Below are 20043 nucleotides of genomic sequence, written 5' to 3'. Positions count from 1 at the left end.
AGGTAAATGGATACTGTTGTCGACCCTCACCCTTCAGGCGCTTCGCGCCTCCCTCCCTCTCCCAAGGGGAGAGGGAATTTGCGGCCCCTCGACGTGGTCGCGGATTTCCCGGCGATCCCCAACGGCTGGCATTATCTCGATAGTGCCGTCTCTGCGCAAAAACCGCGCATGGTGATCGACGCGATCGAGCGCGGTTATGCCCAGGACTATGCCGCGGTGCATCGCGGCGTGTACCAGCGCTCGGCCGACATGACGCTCGCTTATGAAGCGGCGCGCAAGCGCGTCGCGGAGTTCATCAACGGCAAGCCCGAGGAAATCGTCTTCGTCCGCGGTGCGACCGAGGCGATCAACCTGGTCGCGCATAGCTGGGCGGGGGAGCAGCTCAAGGCGGGCGACCGCATTTTGCTGTCGGTGCTCGAGCACCATTCGAACATCGTGCCGTGGCAGCTGATCGCCGAGCGGATCGGGGTCGAGATCGACGCCGTGCCGCTGACCGTGGACGGGCGGATCGATCTCGAGGCGATGGCGACGATGATCACGCCAGCGCACAAATTGGTCGCGCTCGGGCATGTCTCGAATGTGCTCGGCTCGGTGCTCGATGCCAAGCGCGCGACCGAGATCGCGCATTCCGTCGGCGCCAAGATCCTGCTCGACGGCTGCCAGGCGGTGCCGCGGATGCCGGTCGACGTCGCCGAGATCGGCTGCGACTTCTACGTCTTCTCCGGGCATAAGCTCTACGGTCCGACCGGGATCGGCGTGCTGTGGGGCCGCTATGAATTGCTCGACAAGATGCCGCCTTATCAGGGCGGTGGATCGATGATCGACCGCGTCACCTTCGCCAAGACGACCTATGCCCCAGCGCCGGGTCGGTTCGAGGCGGGGACGCCGCATATCGTCGGCGTGATTGGGCTCCATGCCGCGATCGATTATGTCGAGAGTATCGGCTTGGAGCGCATCCACGCGCACGAAACAGCGCTCGTGGCGGCAGCGCGTGAGCGGCTGTCGCGGATCAATTCGGTGCGGCTGTTCGGGCCGGAGGATTCCGCCGGCATCGTCAGTTTCGCCGTCGAGGGGGTGCATCCGCACGACGTCGCCACCATCTTGGACGAGAGCCGGGTCGCGATCCGCGCGGGGCATCATTGCGCGCAGCCGCTGATGGAGGCGCTGGGCGTGCCGGCGACGGCACGAGCGAGCTTCGGGGTCTATTCGTCGATGGCCGATGTCGAGGCGCTGGGCGAAGCGGTCGAACGTGTGACGCGAATTTTTGGGTAGGAATCTTCGGATGAACGAAGAACGGAAGATCGAAGTGGAAGAAGTGACGTCGGTCGAGGCGCCGGCCAAGGCGCGCGTCGAGGCGCCCGCCGAGACGTTCGAGCGCAAGCGCGATTATCTCGCCGGTTTCCTGTCGCAGAAGCCGGAGTCGCTATCTGGCGGCGAACCGGGTGGCGCGCTGTACGAGGCGGTGATCGAGGCGCTCAAGGAGATTTACGACCCCGAAATCCCGGTCAACATCTACGACCTGGGACTGATCTACAATGTCGAGGTGACCGACGAGGGCCATGCCGCGGTGACGATGACCTTGACCACGCCGCATTGCCCGGTTGCGGAATCGATGCCGGCCGAGGTTGAGCTGCGCGTTGGCAGCGTGCCGGGAGTCGCGGTGGCCGATGTCAATCTGGTCTGGGATCCGCCCTGGGACCCGCAGAAGATGTCGGACGACGCGAAGCTGGAATTGGGAATGCTGTAACAATTCCCCTCCCGCTCGCGGGAGGGGCTAGGGGAGGGCATGTCGCCTTCAAGCCGATCGAGACATGCCCTCCCCCGACCCCGTTCCGGGTGAACAGTCCCCCGGACTGTTCAGGTTGCGCCGGGGGCGCAACCGACCCGGAGCGCGTAAACGGGAGGGGAGATGAGGAGTGAAGACGTGGCAACGACCCTGAGGCAGCGCCCCGCTGCCGTAATACTTACCGAACGCGCCGAGGCGCGCGTGGCCGAGCTGATGTCGAAGGCGCCGGAGGGCTCGATCGGCGTCAAGCTGTCGACCCCGCGGCGCGGCTGTTCGGGCTTGGCCTATTCGGTCGATTACGTGACTGCCGCCAACCCGATGGACGAGCGGATCGAGACGCCCGGCGGCACTTTCTTCGTCGACGGCGCATCGGTGCTGTACCTGATCGGCTCGACGATGGACTGGGTCGAGGACGATTTCGCCGCCGGTTTCGTGTTCCAGAACCCCAACGCCAAAGGCGCGTGCGGGTGCGGGGAGAGCTTTACGGTCTGAATTTCCCTCGGACTTGCACGTCATTTTCTCTGAGATAATTTGCTAAAGAACGGCCGAGGGGCGGGTTAAACTCTACCCCCAAATGATATTTTTGTCCGTTCTCGTGGACATATATCATCGAGAGCGAGCCGTCGCTGAACAGCTCCGCTTCGGAAATGGTAGCCAAGCTGACCCCATATCCTGCCAAGTAAGCACCGGGATCGTGGGTTTCGGTCATTTAGCGCGCCGCAGCAACAACGCTGTCCGCAAACACTCGCACACCACCTCGTCACGCTGGTTGAGCATGCGATGTCTCCACGTCACCAGCCCCGCATTGGGCCGCGACTTGCTCTCGCGGAGTTCGGTCACTTCGCTGGTCGCGCGCAGCGTGTCGCCGATGAACACCGGCTTGGGCATCACCAGTTTGTCATAGCCCAGGTTGGCGACCAAGGTGCCCATCGTCGTCTCGGCGACGGTGATGCCGACCATCAGGCTGAACGTGAAAGTGCCGTTGACCAGGATGCGACCGAATTCGCTCGCCTTGGCCGCCTCGGCGTCGAGGTGAAGCGGCTGCGGGTTGTGGGTCATGGTCGACCACAACAGATTGTCGGTCTCGGTCACCGTGCGGCGCAACGGGTGTTCGATCGTCTCGCCGATCTGCCATTCGTCGAAATATTTGCCTGGCATTGCCATCCTCGCTTCCCCGGCGCAGGCCGGGGCCCAGTTATACTGTTGTTAGTGGGTCGGTCGTCCCAGCCAACGGCGTCCGTGGCAGCTGGGCCCCGGCCTTCGCCGGGGAAGCGTTATCTTCAAGTCGCTCCAGCATGAGTTTGAACCCGCTATGGCTCTTTTTCCAGCCGAGCCGTTCGTAGAAACGATGCGCGGCGACGCGGCCGTTGTTCGACGTCAGCTGCGCCATGAAGCAGCCGCGCTCGCGGAAGCGGTCGACTGCCCAGGCGATCATTTCGGCGCCAAGGCCGAGCGAGCGCTTGTCTTTGGCGATCCGCACCGCTTCGATCTGGCCGCGCCAGGCGCCGCGATTGATCAGCCCGGGGAGCCAACTCATCTGCATCGTCCCGACGATCGCGCCATCAAGCTCCGCGACGATCAGCCGCTGATTGGGATCGCGATCGATCGCATCGAACGCGGCGAGATAGGCGGGATCGAGCGGTTCGGACGGGTCGTCGGCGCGACCGCCAATCTGTTCCTCGGCCAGCATCGCGACGATCGTCGGCAAATCGGCAGGCAGTGCATCGCGGAACATCATGGCTCTCGGGCGTTACGCGATTCTGCCAAGCCGAGGCAGAGTGAAAATGTCGCCCAGACGTGAAGCCGGTTACGGACGCATCTCAATGGAAATCGCGCGACTTGGGCAGGATGCGCACGTTGCGGGGATGGCGGCCATGCGCGTCGGCGGTGTAGCGCGGGTCGGGTGCCATATCGATCGGCGCACGGGCGGTGGGCGGCGTAACGTGATCTTCCGACAAGCGGTCCAACTCGGCGGTCCGATCGATCACTCGCGCGCCGATCAGATGGACAACATTTCCTTCTTTCAGCGCGCTGCGCTGGACCTCGCCCTCGATCGTCATCAATCGCGACCCCATAACCTGCAATCGCTGCGCTTCGAACACCCTGGCCCATAACAGGGCATTGGTGATGCCGGTCTCATCCTCCAGCGTGATGAAGATGGCGTTGCCCTTACCCGGCCGCTGGCGGACTAGGACCACGCCGGCGACGGTGACGCGCGCGCCATTGCGCGCCTTGCTCACCTGCGCGCAACTCTTGACGCCCTCGCGGTCGAATATCGGCCGCAGGAATTGCATCGGGTGGCCTTTGAGCGACAAGCGCGTAAGCTGATAATCGGCGACGACCTCCTCGCTCAGCGGCATGGAGGGCAGTTGGGCGTCCGTCTCTTCGCCAAGCTCGCGTGCGTCGGCCGCAGCGAACAAGGGAAGCTGGGCTGATGGGGTACGACGGACTTCCCACAAGGCATCGCGCCGTCCCTGGCCGATCGATCCCCAGGCATCGGCATCCGCGAGCAGCCGCAGGGCACGTGAGGGCAAGCCGGTCCGTTGGGCAAATTCCTCGATCGAGGCAAACTGGCCTGCGGCACGCGTGTCGGCAAGCTTCATGCCCCATTCTTTTCGAAAGCCGTCGATCTGCCGCAAGCCTATTCGCAGCGCGAGGCCGCGCTCGCCTGGCTCAAGGCTGTTGTCCCAATGGCTCGTATTGACGTCGATAGCGCGGACATCGATCCGGCCAATTTCCTGTGCCTCCCGAATGATCTGCGCAGGCGCGTAGAATCCCATCGGTTGGGAATTCAGCAGGCCGCACGCGAACACAGCTGGATGATAGCATTTCAGCCAGGAAGAGACGTAGACCAGACGGGCAAAGGACAAAGCATGGCTTTCCGGAAAGCCATAGCTGCCGAAGCCCTTGATCTGGTCGTAGCAACGCTGTGCGAAGTCGTGTTCATAGCCCCGCGCGACCATGCCATCGACCATCTTAGACTCGAATTGATGAATCGTCCCCACGTTGCGGAACGTGGCCATCGCCCGACGAAGCTGATTGGCCTCGGCCGGGGTGAATCCGGCGGCGACGATCGCCAGCTTCATGGCTTGTTCCTGAAACAACGGGACGCCGAACGTCTGGCCCAGGATGGCGTGAAGTTCTTTAGGGTCGTGCGGCGGACTTGGTTCGGGAAAGGACCATTCTTCTTTCCCGCTACGCCGGCGCAGATAGGGGTGGACCATATTGCCCTGGATCGGCCCGGGCCGGACGATCGCCACCTGCACGGTCAGATCATATAGAGTTTTAGGTTTGAGACGCGGGAGCATGCTCATCTGCGCGCGGCTTTCGACCTGGAACACGCCGAGGCTATTGCCGGCCTGCAGCATCTCATAGACCTTGGGATCTTCCGAATTCATGTCGAGGCTGAGCGACTGGTCGCCCAGGCCGTGGTCCCGCATCAGATCGAAGCATTTGCGGATACAGGTCAGCATGCCGAGCGCGAGCACGTCGACCTTCATCAGTCCCAGCGCATCGATGTCATCCTTGTCCCATTCGATGAAGGTGCGATCCTCCATCGCGGCATTGTGAATCGGTACCGTCTCGTCGAGCCGATCCTGGGTCAGGACGAAGCCGCCGACATGCTGGGACAAATGGCGCGGGAATTCGAGCAACTGATCGACCAGTTGCTTGAGGCGTGCGATCTCCGGATTGTCGAGCGTGAAGCCGCCTTGTGTGATGCGCTCTTCCTCGACGCTGCTCGAATAGCTGCCCCAGACCGTGCTGGCGAGGCGGCTGGTGACATCCTCGCTCATCCCGAGCGCCTTGCCGACCTCACGCAAGGTGCTGCGCGAGCGATAATGGATGATCGTCGCGGCGATGCCGGCACGATGACGACCGTAGCGCCGGTAGATATATTGCATCACCTCCTCGCGTCGCTCGTGCTCGAAATCGACGTCGATATCGGGAGGCTCGTTGCGGTCCTCAGAGACGAAGCGCGAGAAGAGGAGGTCATGTTTGACCGGATCGACCGAGGTCACGTCGAGCAACCAGCAGACGATCGAATTGGCGGCCGAGCCCCGGCCCTGGCACAGGATCGGCGGATCACAGGTGCGCGCGAACCTGACGATGTCGTGCACGGTCAGGAAATAACAGGCGTAATTCTGCTGCTGGATGAGCGCGAATTCCTCCTCGATCATCGCCCGTGCGCGGGCTGGGATATTGCCCTCGTAGCGTTTGTCGGCGGCCTCGAGAACTAGATGCTCGAGCCAGGCCTGCGGCTCCCAGCCGTCGGGGACCGGCTCATGGGGATATTCGTACCGTAATTCGTCCAGGGTGAAACGGACGCGTGACAGAAGGCGCTCGGTTTCGGCGAGCGCTTGCGGGTATTGGTCGAACAGCCGGGCCATTTCGCCGGGTGCCTTGAGATAGCGTTCGCCATTGGCTGCGAGCAGTCGTCCGGCCTGCTTCACATTGGTACCGTTGCGAATGCAGGTGACGACATCGTGGAGTTGGCGTTGTTCGGCGGTGGCATAGAGCGCGTCGTTGGTCGCAAGCATGGGTATCCCGGCTTGCCGCGCTATTACGGCGAATTGCTCCAGCCTTCGTCTGTCGCGGCCGCCGCGCGGCATTGCGACACCGAGCCACAAACGATCGATGAAGACCCGCTTTAACCGTGAAAGGACGGCTTCCAGCGTGTTGTCTCCAGTTTGCTCCCGAGACCAGGCGACTATTTCGGCGTTGGGGTAGGGGCCATCGGATGCTGCAAGAAGTTGGGCAGGACGGCCGGGGAAATGGATGACGTTGGTCTCGACGATCTCATCCTGGCCGAGCCGCAGCGTTCCACGATCCTGCCCCTCGTCGATTCGCCGCTTTTCCGGCAGTGCGTCGACCTCTTCGGGCACGAAGCTACTTTCGGGCAGGACGATCAGCAGCAGGTTCTCATGATGCTCGATCAAGTCTGCAAGATCGAGCAGGCAGCCGCCTTTGACCGCGCGGCGGTTCCCGACCGTCAACAGGCGTGTCAGCCGGCCCCAGCCGAGCCGCGTGGCGGGATAGGCGACGATGTCGGGCGTGCCGTCGCGGAACACGAGCCGGGCACCGACGATCAGGCGAAAATCGAGATCGGGCATAGGCAGGTTCGGCACGGGGCGAAATTCCTCCCAAGGACGATCCGCTTCGTGCCGTGCTTTGGCCTTAGCCCAGGCTTCGCTCCATTTTTCGCGGGCTTCGCGCAAGGAAACATGCGCACGCACCACGCCCGCGACGCTATTGCGATCGGCTATGCCGATGCCACGCATTTTGAGATTGATCGCTTCACCGACCATATCGCTTGGAGGCGATGCCCCGCGCAGGAAGGAGTAATTGGTCGCGGCGACGAGTTCGGCGAAGCCGGTCATGCGAACACCCCGTGGATGAACCATTCGGGCTTTTCGATTTCATCGTACAGGCCACGGCGAAAAATCCAGAAGCGGCGACCGCGCCGGTCCTCGACGCGATAATAATCGCGGGTCGGCGCCTGACGGCTCGTCCACCAGGGAGGCGCGATCCGCTCAGGTCCTTCGACCCGAGCGATTTCATGCAAGGTCCGCCGCCACCTGAATTGACGCGGCGGCCCATCGGGCGGCACGCTGACGACAGGATCGATCGGTTGCGGCGGGTCGAACAAATGGATGGGTCGAAGCGGTGGCTCCCCCTGTTCGGGCGTAGACCATGTATCGGCAGGCGCTGGCTCCATCGCGGGGAGCATTAGTTCGGCCTGTTCCGGCAAATGTCGGTCGCGCGGAGCGAAACGGCGCACACGGTTACGGCCAAGTCGAGTCGAGAGGCGATCGATCAACTGAGTGAGTTCGGCTTCGGCAACCGTGCCGCCTTCGAGCTTCAATTGTGCCGCGTCGAGCCGCTCGGCCACCGGAATGCCGAGCCGGATCAGGTCGAAGCCGAAGCCAGGGTCGATCGGATCCGACAAAGCGTCGATCCGCTCACGGAACAGGCGCATTACGGCGTCGATATCGCGGCTAGGCTGTCCGGTTTCGACCGACAGCCGCTGGACCAGTCCGTCGGTGCGGAAGAAACGTGCCTCGAACCGTCGTCCGCCTTCGTGGCGTTGCTCTAGCACCGCCATCGCCTCACCCGCCAACTCTCCTAGAATGGTAAGGGCGAAGGCGGTCTTTGCAACCGGTTCGGCGAAACGGCGCTCGACGCTCAGGGGCTGGCGGACCAGACGAGGAGTGAGGGGGCTGTCCGCCTCTCCCATGATGCGGCGCACTTGCGTCGCGGCATCGGTACCGAAGCGTGCGGCGATCGCCGAGAGTTGGCGCGTCGCGACATCCCCTATGGTCTTGAGACCGGCGCGCTTGAGGGCGGTCGTTGCTTCTTCATCGAGCCCAAGGGCAGCGACCGGCAGCCGGCGCACCGCTTCATCCTCGCTCGCGCCGACGCTGTGATAGCGTGCCAGGGCGCGGGCGGCATCGGGATTGGCCGCGAGCGCATGCCGCGTCACGACACCGAGCCGTTCGAAACGGGCGGTCACATCGTCGCACAACTGCGCTTCGCCGCCGAACAGATGCGTGCATCCGGTGACGTCGAGCACCAGTCCGTCAGGAGCGTCGAGCATTACCCAGGGGGTGTAGCGCGCGCAGCCATCCGCCAGTCGCTCGAGCCAGAGATGGTCGTCATGCGGGGTGTACTCATAGGCATCGAGCCTTGGCACTCGCGCTCGTGCGTCGGCGAGCGTCATATCGCGTTCGATGCCAAGCCGCGCCGCTTCCTGATCGACCGCGTAGAGCCGGAGCGCACCCTTGACCTTTTCGACGATGGCGAACGGCACTCCGGCATTGTCGGCGAAAAGGTGCCCGCGCGTCAGCCGCAGTCGTTCAACCGGCAGCCACGGGAAGAACAAGGCCAGGAAGCGCCGGTCGTTCGGGCGGCTGAAAACTGCATTGTTCACGATTCCACTCCACGCGCCATTGCCGGCCGGCCGGGCCTGCACGACGACGCAATAATTCGATGTCGAACGCTGGGTGGCCGGGTGCCCCCTGCGCTGTGCCGTCCGCCAGCGCCGCCGAAGGAGCAGAAGCAACCCGCCAGCGCGTATCGGCGACACTGGGGCTTTCGTGCGCCTCGCCGCGAAGCAGAAGCACGGTCACGCCCGATGCTTCTGCCGCCAGCATCAGCCGGCGTGTCGCGGTCAGGTCGAGCAGTCTGGGCTCGCCCCAACTCTCGACTATCAGCGCGCCGAGCCCGGCGCAGCGCGCGGCATCGTTCGCGGCCTTGAGCAACGCTGCGTCATCGCCGAGCAGCCCGAGGATGAGGTCACCGCCATGGAGGCCGATTTCACCCAATCCGCTGGCGTAAAGCTTGCCCGCCCGCCGTTCCGCCGCTTCGGTCCTGAGCCACAATAACGGCTTTCGGGCGTGGATGCGCAGCGCCAGCATCGCGGCAAATCCCGACAGGCTGCCGGCATCCTCGCTGTCGTCCGCCATCACTTCGTGCAAGCGTCCGCGCGCGAGGCCGCCGCCCAGCCAGGCATCGATCGCCGCATGCCCGGTGGCGAACCGTGCCGGCCCCCCCGATACGCGCACGCCTTCGATGCGCGCGACGCGGCGACGCAATCGACTCAGCGAGGCAGACGACTCGGGCATATGTTCATGATATGTTCTATTCGCGAAATTGCAATTCGAATCCTGGAGTAAGGGGCATGCGAAAGGGGCGGCGAACCGAGTCCGCCGCCCCTTCATTTTCGCTTATCGATATTGTCGGGTCAGGTCCCGTTGACCGTCTGGCCCTTGCAAACGTTGACGTTGTCGAACTGCTGCGTGACCTCATCCGAGAACTGGATCTTGATGTCGTAAAGGCAGACGTCGCCGTCTCCCAACGTGAAATTGGACGAGGTTTTCGGCTTGATCGCGTATTTCATATCGACCTCGTGCCACGGGTCCTTCGATTCTCCCGCGCGCGCGGTCCACACGCGCTGCACGGACACATCGGCATTGCCATTATAGACGGTGAAGTTGCGTCCCGAATCCGCGATCGCCGGTGCCGATACAATGCCAGCGACCAGCACGGCCATCGCCGTGCCAGTTTTGATTGCCTGAATCATCACTGTACCCCCCCAAAAGTAGGTTGCATCCACCGGCCGAACCGGTCCGAAACAGTGTAATATAAGAGCCGTGTTGTTGCACGTGCTAAGTTACTATTCCGCGGCGTCGGCGACGCTTTCTTGCGACTTGTCCCAGCTATCGTTCGCTTTCGCGATCCTGACGAAGATTGCAGTGTCGATTTTGTACAATTTACGAAAGTTACGCGTCAGTTTGCCTTCGCTTGGCGTCTGAACCGATGCAACAGCGGCTCCGTATAGCCATTGGGCTGAGTGGTTCCCTCGAATACCAGCGCACGCGCGGCCTGGAATGCCGGGCCGGCCGGATTGGCGACCAACGAACGATATGCCGGATCGCCCGCATTCTGCGCATCGACCTTGGCGGCCATCCGTCCGAACGCCGCCTCGACCTCCTCGGGCGTGCACACGCCGTGCAGCAGCCAATTGGCGAGCGCCTGGCTCGAGATCCGCAAGGTCGCGCGATCTTCCATCAGGCCGATGTCGTGGATGTCGGGCACCTTGGAGCAGCCCACGCCTTGATCGATCCACCGTACGACATAGCCCAATATGCCCTGGGCATTGTTGTCGAGTTCGGCGCGAACCTCCTCCGGCGTCCAATTGCGGCCGAGCGCGAGCGGCACCGAGAGCAGATCGTTCAGGCTGGCGACCGGCTCGGCGGCGCGTTCCTTCTGCCGCGCGAACACGTCGACCTGGTGGTAGTGCGTCGCATGTAGTGTCGCCGCGGTGGGCGAGGGGACCCAGGCGGTGGTCGCGCCGGTCATCGGATGGCCGATCTTCTGCTCGAGCATGTCGGCCATGCGGTCGGGGGCCGCCCACATGCCCTTGCCGATCTGCGCCTTGCCGCTGAGGCCGCAGGCGAGCCCGATCTGGACGTTGCGGTCCTCGTACGCCTTGATCCAGGCGGAGGTCTTCATCTCCCCCTTGGGCACCATCGGCCCGGCCTGCATGCTGGTGTGGATCTCGTCGCCGGTACGGTCGAGGAAGCCGGTGTTGATGAAGACGATGCGGTCCTTCACCGCATGGATGCACGCGGCGAGATTGGCCGAGGTGCGGCGCTCCTCATCCATCACCCCGACCTTGATCGTGTTGCGGGTCAGTCCGAGCAGGTCCTCGACGGCATCGAATAGGCGGTTGGTGAAGGCGGCTTCGTCCGGCCCGTGCATCTTGGGTTTGACGATATAGATCGAGCCCGCGGGGCTGTTGCGGAAGCGGCCCAGGCCCTTCAGGTCATGCAGCCCGATCAGGCTGGTCATGATCGCGTCGAGAATGCCTTCGGGTGCCTCGCCGCCATCGGGCAGCACCACCGCCGGGGTGGTCATGAGATGGCCGACATTGCGCACGAACAACAGGCTGCGCCCGCGCAGGTTCAACTCGCTGCCGTCAGACGCTGTGTAGCGGCGGTCGTCGTTGAGGCGACGGGTCAGCGTCCGGCCGCCTTTCTCGAACGTATCCTGCAGGTCGCCGCGCATCAGCCCAAGCCAATTCGCATAGGCCGCGACCTTGTCCTCGGCATCGACCGCCGCGATCGAATCCTCGAGGTCGACGATCGTGGTGATCGCGCTTTCCAGGATCACGTCGGCGATACCGGCAGGGTCGGTCTTGCCGATCGGGTGCTCGCGATCGATCACCACTTCGATGTGCAGGCCGTTGTGCCGGAACAGATAATTATCGCCGGCGCGCCCGACGAGCAGCTTCGGGTCTGCCAGCACCGGTTCGCCGGACAGATCGACCCAGCTCCCGCTCGCCAGCGGCACCGCCCTGTCGAGGAACGCCTTCGCCCAGGCAATCACCTGGCTCCCGCGTTCGGGATCGTAGCCACCCGGCTTGGCCGTGCCCGGGATCGCGTCGGTGCCGTAGAGCGCGTCGTACAAGCTGCCCCAGCGCGCATTGGCAGCGTTGAGCACGAAACGCGCGTTGAGCACCGGCACGACCAATTGCGGGCCGGCCATGGTCGCGACTTCGGCGTCGACATTCTGCGTCGTCACCGCGAACGGCGCGGGCTCGTCGACCAGATAACCGATCGATTTGAGGAAGGATTGATAGTCGCCCTGATCGATCGGTTCGCCGGCCCGTTCGGCCAGCCAGCCGCCCATTTCCGCCTGGATCAGATCGCGCTTGGCCAGCAATGCGGCATTGTCCGGCGCGAACCGCGCAAAGATCGCTGCCGCTCCTACCCAAAATGTGTCCGGATCGATTCCGGTACCCGGCAGTGCCCGTTGTTCGACGAAGTCGACGAGTTCGTTCTCTATTTTCAAGCCGTTGCGGTCGATCATGGTGCCTCCGGGCATGCACTGCTCCATCAGATGATGAGGGGAGGAACCTCGCCAATACACCGACCGAACATACCGTCCACACGAAAAATGCGCTTGCCGCTCGCGTAAACCAGTGGCTAACTGCAACCGATAAGAGGAGAGTGAGATGGCAGAAGCGTATATCGTGTCTGCGGGCCGCACGGCCGGCGGACGGCGCGGCGGCAAGCTGAAGGACTGGCACCCGGCCGACCTGGCGGGCAAAGTGCTCGACGCGGTGGTCGAGCGCGCAGGAATCGACGGCGCCGCCGTCGAAGACGTCATCATGGGCTGCGTCATCCAGGCGGGCGAGCAATCGGGACATATCGGGCGTAGCGCGGTCATGGCGTCCTCACTCCCCGACAGCGTCCCGGCCGTGTCGATCGACCGGCAGTGCGGTTCCTCGCAACAGGCGATGCAGTTCGCCGCGCAGGCGGTGATGTCGGGCACCCAGGACATCGTCCTCGCGGCGGGGGTCGAGAGCATGACCCGCGTGCCGATGGGGCTTGCCAGCTCGGCGCCGGCGCAGCTCGGCATCGGCATCGGTCCCTGGTCGCAGAAGATCAAGGACCGCTACGGCGTCCAGGGCTTCAGCCAGTTCGTCGGCGCCGGCATGATGGCGCAGAAATACGGTTTCAGCCGCGAGCAGCTCGATGCCTTCTCGCTCGAGAGCCATCGCCGTGCCGCCGCCGCCACTCAGGCGGGCGCGTTCGACGAGGAAATCGTGCCGATCGAGATCGTCGACGAGGAAGGTAACACCGTCCTTCATCTGCACGACGAGGGCATCCGCTACGACGCGACGCCCGAATCGATGGCGAGCGTGAAACTGCTCCAGGAAGGGGGCGTGCTGACCGCGGCCTCGGCCAGCCAGATTTGCGATGGCGCGTCGGGCGTGCTGATCGTCAGCGAACGCGCGCTGAAGGATCATGGCCTGACGCCGCTGGCGCGGATCCACAATCTGACCGTGACCGCCGGCGATCCCGTGATCATGCTCGAAGAGCCCTTGCCTGCGACGCAGCGCGCGCTGGCCCGCGCCGGCATGAAGATCGAGGATATCGATCTTTACGAAGTCAACGAGGCGTTCGCGCCGGTGCCGCTTGCCTGGCTCCAGGTGATCGGCGGCGACCATGATCGGCTCAACGTCAATGGCGGGGCGATCGCGCTCGGCCACCCGCTTGGGGCCTCGGGCACCAAGCTGATGACGACGTTGCTTCACGCGCTAAAGGCGCGCGGCAAGAAATGGGGCCTGCAGACGATGTGCGAAGGCGGCGGCATCGCCAACGTGACGATCGTCGAGCGGCTCTGAATATAACCAAACACCGTCATCCCAGCGTAAGCTGGGATCTCATGCCGCTCGTGCACCGCGCTACGGCTTGAGACCCCAGCTTGCGCTGGGGTGACGCTTAGAGGAGAGAAGAATGAAACTCGATAATTCGGTAGCCGCGGTCGTCACCGGCGGCGCCTCCGGGCTTGGCGCCGCGACCGCGCGCGCGCTCGCCGCCAAGGGCGTGAAGGTCGCGATCTTCGACCTTCAGGCGGAGAAGGGCGAGGCGCTTGCTAAGGAGATTGGCGGCGTGTTCTGCGAGGTCAACGTGACCAGCGATGAGAGCGTAGATGCCGGGTTCGCCAAGGCGCGCGCGGCGAACGGCCAGGAGCGCGTGCTGGTCTGCTGCGCCGGCACCGGCAATGCGGTGAAGACCGCCAGCCGATCGAAGGAAGACGGCTCGATCAAGCATTTCCCGCTCGAAGCGTTCAACTGGCTCATCCAGATCAACCTGATCGGTACCTTCCGCTGCGTCGCCAAGTCGGCGGCGGGCATGCTGACGCTCGAGCCGGGTGTCGATGGCGAGCGCGGCGCCATGGTGATGACCGCCTCGGTCGCCGCCGAAGACGGCCAGATCGGTCAGGCCGCCTATTCGGCGTCGAAGGGCGGCGTGGTCGGCATGACGCTGCCGATCGCACGCGACCTGATGGGCGAGGGGATTCGCATCAACACCATCCTGCCCGGCATCTTCGAGACGCCGCTGATGCAGGGTGCGCCGCAGAACGTGAAGGACGCGCTGGCAGCCTCGGTGCCGTTTCCCAAGCGGCTCGGCAATCCGCCCGAATATGCGCAGCTCGCGCTGACGATGATCGAGAACGGTTATTTCAACGGCGAAGACGTCCGCCTCGACGGCGCCATCCGCATGGCGCCGCGCTGAGGGGAGTCGATAATAAGCCCCTCCCCTTCAGGGGAGGGGTTGGGGGTGGGGCAGTGCCTCAAGCCAATCGTCCGTGGATAGAGCCCACCCCAACCCCTCCCCTGAAGGGGAGGGACTAGGAAGAGGAAATCCCATGCCCGGACCCTTGCACGGAATCCGCATCGTCGAACTAGCCGGAATAGGCCCAGGACCATTCTGCGGCATGATGCTCGCGGATCACGGCGCCGAGGTGATCCGCATCGATCGGCCGGGCACCACGCCCAATCCGCGCGACCCGTTGCTCCGGTCGCGGACGACGATGCAGCTCGATCTCAAGTCGGCCGACGACATCGCCAAGCTGCGTGACCTGGTGAAGACGGCCGACGGCCTGATCGAGGGATTCCGCCCCGGCGTCACCGAGCGCCTCGGTATCGGTCCGGATGTCTTGCTCGCCGATAATCCGAAGCTGGTCTATGGCCGGATGACCGGCTGGGGCCAGACCGGCTCCTATGCCGCCGCCGCTGGGCACGACATCAATTATATCGCTTTGTCCGGCGCCCTCGGCGCGATCGGCCGTGCGGGCGACAAGCCGACTCCGCCGATCAATCTGGTCGGCGATTTCGGCGGGGGCGCGATGATGCTGGCGTTCGGCATGGTCAGCGCCTTGCTCGGCGTGAAGAATGGCGCGCCGGGCCAGGTGATCGACTGCGCGATGACCGACGGGTCGGCGCTGCTGATGGCGATGATGTGGGGTTTTCGCGCGCAGGGAATATGGAGTGATACGCGCGGCACCAACATGCTCGACACCGGCGCGCCTTTCTACGACACCTACGAGACCGCGGACGGGGGCTTTGTCGCGATCGGATCGATCGAGCCGCAATTCTATGCGTTGCTTCGTCAGACCCTGGGAATTGCCGGCGACGCGCTGTTCGACGCCCAGTTCGATCGCGCGCAATGGCCGGCGCAAAAGGCGCGGCTGACCGAGATCTTCAAATCCAGGACGCGCGACGAATGGTGCGCCCTGATGGAAGCGACCGACATTTGTTTCGCGCCGGTGCTCGGTTTCGACGAAGCGGTGGCGCATCCGCACAATCGCGAGCGCGGCACGTTCATCGAGTTGGGCGGCGTGGTGCAGCCCGCGCCCGCACCGCGTTATTCGGCGACCCCCTGCGATCCGCCACGCCAGCCCTGAGAACCGGGAGAGGACGATGCCGCATTTCGGCGACTATCAGAACGAGATTTACGGTGCCGGCTTGCGCGGGGTGCTTCCTAAAGTGCCGGTCGATTTTGCAACGCTCGTCCAGCGTGCGACCGCGGCGATGCCGCCGCATGTCTTGAACTATGTTCAGGGTGGGTGCGGCGACGAACGGACGCAGGACCAGAACGCCGCCGCTTTCCATCATTGGGGGATGGTGCCGCGGATGATGGTCGGCACGACCAGCCGCGATCTCTCGACCGACATCTTCGGCCACACATATCGCAGCCCGCTATTCATGAGCCCGATCGGCGTGACGGGTATCTGCAGCCTCGACCAGCATGGCGATATCGCCGCGGCCAAGGCGTCGGCGATGACCGGCGTCCCGATGACCGTCTCGACGCTGGGCAACGATACGCTGGAAGAGGTGGCGAAGCATCTCGGCGATACGCCGGGCTTCTTTCAGCTCTATACTCCGCGCGACAGGGACTTGGCCGAGAGCTTGATCCGCCGGGCCGAGGCAGCTGGCTATCGCGCGCTGGTGGTGACGCTCGATACCTGGGTGACCGGCTGGCGCCCGCGCGACCTCAATGCGGGCAATTTCCCGCAGCTGCGCGGCCACGTCCTGACCAATTATTTCGCCGACCCCGTCTTCCGCAAGCTGCTCGGCAAGGATCCCGCCCAGGCCCTACCCGAAGCGGTGATGCTATGGGGCTCGCTGTTCGCTCGCCCGCTGACCTGGGACGACATGGCGTGGTTCAAGTCGGTCACCAAGATGCCGATCGTGCTCAAAGGCATCTGCCATCCCGAGGACGCGCGCAAAGCCGTAGACATAGGCGCCCACGCGATCTTCTGCTCCAACCATGGCGGGCGCCAAGCCAATGGCGGGATCGCCGCGATCGATATGTTGCCGGGCGTCGTCGAGGCGGCTGGAGACGTGCCCGTATGGTTCGACTCCGGCATCCGCTCGGGCAGCGACGTGATCAAGGCACTGGCGATGGGCGCCCGCGCCGTCGGGGTGGGCCGACCGTTCGTCTATGGTCTGGCGCTTGATGGGGCCGAGGGGGCCGCGCACGTCCTCAAATGCATCTTGGCCGAAGCCGACCTGATGATGGCGGTCAACGGCATGCCGACGCTCGACCATGTCCGAGCGGCTGGGGTGACGCGGCTTTAGCGCCTGGATTCAGCCGCGCGCCCAACCGAGCCGCGTCGCCAGATCGGCTGCTTCGGATTTCCAGTCGATCCCGCAACGTTCGAGCCAGGCATCGTCGAAATAGGTCGACGCATAGCGGTTGCCGTCGTCGCACAGGATGGTGACGATCGATCCCTCCACGCCCGCGGCCGCCATCTCTTCGGCGAGTGTCGCGCACGCCCATAAATTGGTGCCGGTCGATCCGCCGCAGCGTCGGCCAAGGCGTTCGCTCAACAGGCGGGCTGCGGCGATGCTCTGCGCGTCGCTGATAACTTCCATCCGGTCGATCACTTCGGGCACGAACGACGGCTCGACATGCGCACGGCCGATCCCCTCGATCTTGCTGGCGCAGCGATCGAGCTTCTGCACGTCGCGGTCGGCCCAATGGCGATGGAACACCGATCCTTCCGGGTCGGCGACGCAAATCCGCGTCGCGAGCCGGCGGTAGCGGCCATAGCGGCCGATCGTCGCCGAGGTGCCGCCGGTGCCCGCGCCGCACACGATCCAATGCGGGACCGGATGCTGTTCGAGCGCCATCTGGGCGAAGATCGCCTCGGCGATATTGTTGTTGCCGCGCCAGTCGGTCGCGCGCTCGGCGAAGGTGAACTGGTCCATGAAGGCGCCGCCGAGCGCATCGGCGAGCCGTGCGGCCTCGCGGGCGGCTTCCACCGCCTGCTCGACGAAATGCGGCCGGCCGCCATAGAATTCGATCTCGGCGATCTTCTCGGCCGACGTGCCGCGCGGCACCACCGCGATGAAGGGCAGTCCCAACATGCGCGCGAAATAGGCCTCCGACACTGCGGTCGATCCGCTCGATGCCTCGACGATCGTCGTGTCAGGGCCGATCCGCCCGTTGCACAGAGCATAGAGGAACAGCGAGCGCGCCAGGCGATGCTTCAGGCTCCCGGTCGGGTGGCTCGATTCGTCCTTCAGATAGAGCTGGACGCCGGGAAAGCGCGGCAACGGGATTGGGATGAGATGCGTGTCGGCCGAGCGGTTGTAATCGGCTTCGATCAGCCGGACCGCTTCGTCGGCCCAGGCGCGGTCTTGGGGAGGATGATTGGACGTCATGCGCGGGGGGATCGTCGCATGGCGCGCCTACGTCAACCGTCAGCGGGACGATCAGGCCTGCCGCACCACTTCGCCGGTGGCGATCACTTCCCAAACGCCGTCGCCCAGCGGCCGCACCGCTTCGCCGCTGGCGAGCGCCGACCGCCGGGCGCCCGGATAGGTACGTTCGCCGCTCTCGGTCCGGCGCCGTTCGACATGCTGATACTCGATCACGACCAGCGGCGTTCCGTCGTCGCCGACGCAGCGCGTGCGGGAAATCTCTCGCTCCATCTGTCAGACTTGGCGCCCCAAGTTAAGGCCTCGCCCCGAGCATCTTGTCGATCGCGGCGTCGATCGTCGGATGATATCCCTGGCGCGCAGTCGCATAGACCTTGCGCGCGATCGGCAGACCCCAATCGCCCTGCGCCTTTAGCGCCGCATAGACCGGCAGGATCAGCAGACCGCGCCCGACGCTCGGCAGGAATTGTGCGATCGACGGGACCGCGGGATCATAGCGGTTGCCGATCGCCAGCACGAGCCAGGCCGAACGGATATAGGCGTTGCTGGATGCAGAGAGCCCCAGCGACCGATCGAGCTCCGCCAGCCGCTGCGGAGATTGCTTGCGCGGCAGACCATTGAGGAATCGCAGCCATTCCTGCGTCGACCAATGCGATGCATCGACCGAGGCGATCGGCGCACCCGCCGCAACCGATGCCAAGGTCTGGTCGACCTTGGCGAGCGTAGCAGAGCGGACATGGACCGCGTTGTCGGGCAGGCCGGTGCCGTACGCCCATTGGTCGAGTTGCAGCTTCGCTTCGAGCGCCTGATCGCCCTTGATCAGATTGGCGCGCAGATCGGCGAGGAACCCCGCCGTGGTCTGCGGCTGGAAAGCATGGCGATCGAAATAGGACCGCAGATACGCGTCCCAGCCCGCCCGGCCGACGGTATACTCGATCGTCCGCAGGAAGGTCGAACCCTTGGTGTAATCGAGCTCGCCATACACGCCTTCGGGATCGCCATGCAGCCGCGTCGCCTTGGCATCGGGCGCCGCCTTCAGGTCGCGCTGGAGGTCGTCCCACGACAGGTCGGCAAGTGTCGCGGCGCGCTCCTTGCCATAGAGCGCCTCGTCGATCCGGTTCTCGAAATAGGTCGTGAACCCCTCGTTGAGCCACGAATCCGACCAGGTCGCGTTGGTGACCAGATTGCCCGACCAGCTATGCGCCAGTTCGTGGGCGATGACGTCGACGTTCGACTTGTCGCCGGTAATGATCGTCGGCGTGGCGAAAGTGAGCGTCGGGTTTTCCATCCCGCCGAACGGGAAGGAGGGCGGCAGCACCAGGACGTCGTAGCGGCCCCAGCGATACTTGCCGTAAAGGCTTTCGGCGGCGGTCACCATCTTGCCGGTGTCGGACAATTCCGCCGCATCCTTCGCCAGCACGCTCGGTTCGCTGTAGATTCCGGAGCGCGCGTCGATCGCCTGGAAGCGGAGGTCGCCGACCGCCAGCGCGATCAGATAGGGCGGGACATTATGGTCCATGCGGAAGCGATAGCTGTGCCAGCCGCGCGCCGCGGGGATGCCGGCGGGAGTCAGCCGCTCGGCGCTCATCGTCGCGACCAGGTCGGACGGCACGGTGATTTTGGCCGACCAGCTCTGGCGGATGCCCGGACTGTCCTGGGTGGGAATCCAGCTGCGATTGTTGATGCTCTCGCCCTGGCTGTAGAGATAGGGCTTTGTCTTGCCTGCGGTCAGCGCCGGCGCCAGCCAGCCGAGTGCGCGCGCCTTGGGATCGGAGCGATAGGTGATGACGATCCGCCGCGCGGCGCCGATCTTGATCGTCAGCGGCGCGCCTTTGTAATCGTCGCTCGTGCCGACCGACCATTTGAGCGGCCGCCCGTGCGCATCGGTGATCCGCGAGATGACGAGGTCCTTGTCGTCGAGGACGATCTCGCGCGCGCCGGGCCGGGCCAGGATGTCGAGTGTCGCGGTGCCGCGCATGACGTGCGCTTTGAAATCGGCGGTCAGGTCGAGGTCGACATGCGTGACGCGGGCGATCTCCGGCCTCGCATAGCTGAGCACGTCCTTTGCATCCGGGCTGGTCAGGATCGGCGAGGGCGCGTCCGGCGTGGCAATCGCGGTGGGCGCGACTGACGCAGACGCGATCAACAAGGTCGAGGTGATGAAAGGACGGCGCATCGCGGACTTCCCGGTATGGTGAACAGAGCTGCGCTCTCCACCAATCCGCTATTGGTTACA

General features: G+C 64.4%; 18 protein-coding genes. 7 read left to right on the top strand and 11 right to left on the bottom strand.

Translation table 11 applies throughout. From position 1 onward, the window contains the following. Nucleotides 1-6: 6 nt before the first annotated feature. The 3 genes from SPR01S_RS13415 to SPR01S_RS13405 all read left to right on the top strand — a co-directional run bounded on the left by SPR01S_RS13415 (nt 7) and on the right by SPR01S_RS13405 (nt 2278). Nucleotides 7-1272: a cysteine desulfurase gene (locus SPR01S_RS13415; protein WP_084251169.1), complete on the top strand. Its 1266-nt coding sequence runs from the start codon at nt 7-9 to the stop codon at nt 1270-1272. A gap of 10 nt (nt 1273-1282) precedes the next feature. Beyond that, on the top strand, nt 1283-1747 hold the full coding sequence (locus SPR01S_RS13410; RefSeq protein ID WP_066590348.1) for an SUF system Fe-S cluster assembly protein: 465 nt from the start codon (nt 1283-1285) through the stop codon (nt 1745-1747). Between the two features lie 162 nt (nt 1748-1909). Further along, nucleotides 1910-2278, top strand: coding sequence for a HesB/IscA family protein (locus SPR01S_RS13405; protein ID WP_066590347.1), 369 nt, complete (start codon nt 1910-1912; stop codon nt 2276-2278). On the opposite strand, the gene SPR01S_RS21625 is transcribed toward SPR01S_RS13405, so the two are convergent. The 8 genes from SPR01S_RS21625 to SPR01S_RS13370 all read right to left on the bottom strand — a co-directional run bounded on the left by SPR01S_RS21625 (nt 2268) and on the right by SPR01S_RS13370 (nt 12157). After that, nucleotides 2268-2495, bottom strand: a complete 228-nt coding sequence (locus SPR01S_RS21625; RefSeq protein WP_157082249.1) for a hypothetical protein — start codon at nt 2493-2495, stop codon at nt 2268-2270. The genes SPR01S_RS13405 and SPR01S_RS21625 overlap by 11 nt on opposite strands. After that, complete coding sequence (locus tag SPR01S_RS13400) at nt 2492-2944, bottom strand: MaoC family dehydratase (protein WP_066590346.1); 453 nt, start codon at nt 2942-2944, stop codon at nt 2492-2494. Before SPR01S_RS13400 ends, SPR01S_RS21625 begins: the two co-directional genes overlap by 4 nt. Nucleotides 2945-2981: 37 nt before the next feature. Continuing rightward, nucleotides 2982-3521: a GNAT family N-acetyltransferase gene (locus SPR01S_RS13395; protein ID WP_245662006.1), complete on the bottom strand. Its 540-nt coding sequence runs from the start codon at nt 3519-3521 to the stop codon at nt 2982-2984. An 85-nt stretch (nt 3522-3606) separates the two neighbouring features. Next, entirely contained in the window at nt 3607-7164 is a 3558-nt protein-coding gene (locus SPR01S_RS13390) for an error-prone DNA polymerase (protein WP_066590345.1), read from the bottom strand. After that, nucleotides 7161-8714, bottom strand: a complete 1554-nt coding sequence (locus SPR01S_RS13385; protein ID WP_245662004.1) for a Y-family DNA polymerase — start codon at nt 8712-8714, stop codon at nt 7161-7163. The genes SPR01S_RS13390 and SPR01S_RS13385 overlap by 4 nt, the downstream gene beginning before the upstream one ends. Then, nucleotides 8641-9408, bottom strand: coding sequence for an ImuA family protein (locus SPR01S_RS13380; protein WP_066590344.1), 768 nt, complete (start codon nt 9406-9408; stop codon nt 8641-8643). Before SPR01S_RS13380 ends, SPR01S_RS13385 begins: the two co-directional genes overlap by 74 nt. 119 nt (nt 9409-9527) lie before the next feature. Beyond that, entirely contained in the window at nt 9528-9866 is a 339-nt protein-coding gene (locus SPR01S_RS13375; protein ID WP_066590343.1) for a hypothetical protein, read from the bottom strand. 206 nt (nt 9867-10072) lie between these two features. Continuing rightward, a complete protein-coding gene (locus tag SPR01S_RS13370) occupies nt 10073-12157 on the bottom strand; it encodes a malate synthase G (RefSeq protein ID WP_084251170.1) in 2085 nt (694 codons plus the stop codon). Between the two features lie 145 nt (nt 12158-12302). On the opposite strand from SPR01S_RS13370, the gene SPR01S_RS13365 reads away from it, so the two are divergent. From SPR01S_RS13365 to SPR01S_RS13350, 4 genes are all read left to right on the top strand, one after another. Continuing rightward, entirely contained in the window at nt 12303-13478 is a 1176-nt protein-coding gene (locus SPR01S_RS13365; protein ID WP_066590342.1) for an acetyl-CoA C-acetyltransferase, read from the top strand. A 112-nt stretch (nt 13479-13590) separates the two neighbouring features. Then, a complete protein-coding gene (locus SPR01S_RS13360) occupies nt 13591-14373 on the top strand; it encodes an SDR family NAD(P)-dependent oxidoreductase (protein ID WP_066590341.1) in 783 nt (260 codons plus the stop codon). Between the two features lie 133 nt (nt 14374-14506). Then, a complete protein-coding gene (locus tag SPR01S_RS13355; RefSeq protein ID WP_066590340.1) occupies nt 14507-15544 on the top strand; it encodes a CaiB/BaiF CoA transferase family protein in 1038 nt (345 codons plus the stop codon). Nucleotides 15545-15560: 16 nt separating this feature from the next. Then, complete coding sequence (locus SPR01S_RS13350; protein ID WP_066590339.1) at nt 15561-16721, top strand: alpha-hydroxy-acid oxidizing protein; 1161 nt, start codon at nt 15561-15563, stop codon at nt 16719-16721. Between the two features lie 9 nt (nt 16722-16730). Here the strand turns inward: SPR01S_RS13350 and SPR01S_RS13345 are convergent, their stop codons facing one another. From SPR01S_RS13345 to SPR01S_RS13335, 3 genes are read right to left on the bottom strand one after another with little or no spacing between them, the layout of a single operon-like run. Beyond that, nucleotides 16731-17810 (bottom strand): PLP-dependent cysteine synthase family protein, encoded by a 1080-nt coding sequence (locus SPR01S_RS13345; protein WP_066590338.1) that lies wholly within the window; start codon nt 17808-17810, stop codon nt 16731-16733. Nucleotides 17811-17861: 51 nt separating this feature from the next. Continuing rightward, nucleotides 17862-18080 carry a hypothetical protein gene (locus tag SPR01S_RS13340; protein ID WP_066590337.1) on the bottom strand — a complete coding sequence of 73 codons (219 nt, stop codon included), beginning with the start codon at nt 18078-18080 and terminating at the stop codon, nt 17862-17864. A gap of 22 nt (nt 18081-18102) precedes the next feature. Further along, nucleotides 18103-19983 (bottom strand): M1 family metallopeptidase, encoded by a 1881-nt coding sequence (locus SPR01S_RS13335; RefSeq protein WP_066590336.1) that lies wholly within the window; start codon nt 19981-19983, stop codon nt 18103-18105. Between the last annotated feature and the right edge of the window lie 60 nt (nt 19984-20043).

Source organism: Sphingomonas pruni NBRC 15498, assembly GCF_001598455.1.
Lineage (GTDB): Bacteria > Pseudomonadota > Alphaproteobacteria > Sphingomonadales > Sphingomonadaceae > Sphingomonas > Sphingomonas pruni.
This window is presented reverse-complemented; position numbering and strand designations above follow the sequence as displayed.

Bases quoted from the DNA above. Each gene is read 5' to 3' on its own strand.
- SPR01S_RS13415 (WP_084251169.1), top strand. From the start codon at position 7: ATGGATACTGTTGTCGACCCTCACCCTTCAGGCGCTTCGCGCCTCCCT.
- SPR01S_RS13410 (WP_066590348.1), top strand. From the start codon at position 1,283: ATGAACGAAGAACGGAAGATCGAAGTGGAAGAAGTGACGTCGGTCGAG.
- SPR01S_RS13405 (WP_066590347.1), top strand. From the start codon at position 1,910: ATGAGGAGTGAAGACGTGGCAACGACCCTGAGGCAGCGCCCCGCTGCC.
- SPR01S_RS21625 (WP_157082249.1), bottom strand. From the start codon at position 2,495: ATGACCGAAACCCACGATCCCGGTGCTTACTTGGCAGGATATGGGGTC.
- SPR01S_RS13400 (WP_066590346.1), bottom strand. From the start codon at position 2,944: ATGCCAGGCAAATATTTCGACGAATGGCAGATCGGCGAGACGATCGAA.
- SPR01S_RS13395 (WP_245662006.1), bottom strand. From the start codon at position 3,521: ATGTTCCGCGATGCACTGCCTGCCGATTTGCCGACGATCGTCGCGATG.
- SPR01S_RS13390 (WP_066590345.1), bottom strand. From the start codon at position 7,164: ATGACCGGCTTCGCCGAACTCGTCGCCGCGACCAATTACTCCTTCCTG.
- SPR01S_RS13380 (WP_066590344.1), bottom strand. From the start codon at position 9,408: ATGCCCGAGTCGTCTGCCTCGCTGAGTCGATTGCGTCGCCGCGTCGCG.
- SPR01S_RS13375 (WP_066590343.1), bottom strand. From the start codon at position 9,866: ATGATTCAGGCAATCAAAACTGGCACGGCGATGGCCGTGCTGGTCGCT.
- SPR01S_RS13370 (WP_084251170.1), bottom strand. From the start codon at position 12,157: ATGATCGACCGCAACGGCTTGAAAATAGAGAACGAACTCGTCGACTTC.
- SPR01S_RS13365 (WP_066590342.1), top strand. From the start codon at position 12,303: ATGGCAGAAGCGTATATCGTGTCTGCGGGCCGCACGGCCGGCGGACGG.
- SPR01S_RS13360 (WP_066590341.1), top strand. From the start codon at position 13,591: ATGAAACTCGATAATTCGGTAGCCGCGGTCGTCACCGGCGGCGCCTCC.
- SPR01S_RS13355 (WP_066590340.1), top strand. From the start codon at position 14,507: ATGCCCGGACCCTTGCACGGAATCCGCATCGTCGAACTAGCCGGAATA.
- SPR01S_RS13350 (WP_066590339.1), top strand. From the start codon at position 15,561: ATGCCGCATTTCGGCGACTATCAGAACGAGATTTACGGTGCCGGCTTG.
- SPR01S_RS13345 (WP_066590338.1), bottom strand. From the start codon at position 17,810: ATGACGTCCAATCATCCTCCCCAAGACCGCGCCTGGGCCGACGAAGCG.
- SPR01S_RS13340 (WP_066590337.1), bottom strand. From the start codon at position 18,080: ATGGAGCGAGAGATTTCCCGCACGCGCTGCGTCGGCGACGACGGAACG.
- SPR01S_RS13335 (WP_066590336.1), bottom strand. From the start codon at position 19,983: ATGCGCCGTCCTTTCATCACCTCGACCTTGTTGATCGCGTCTGCGTCA.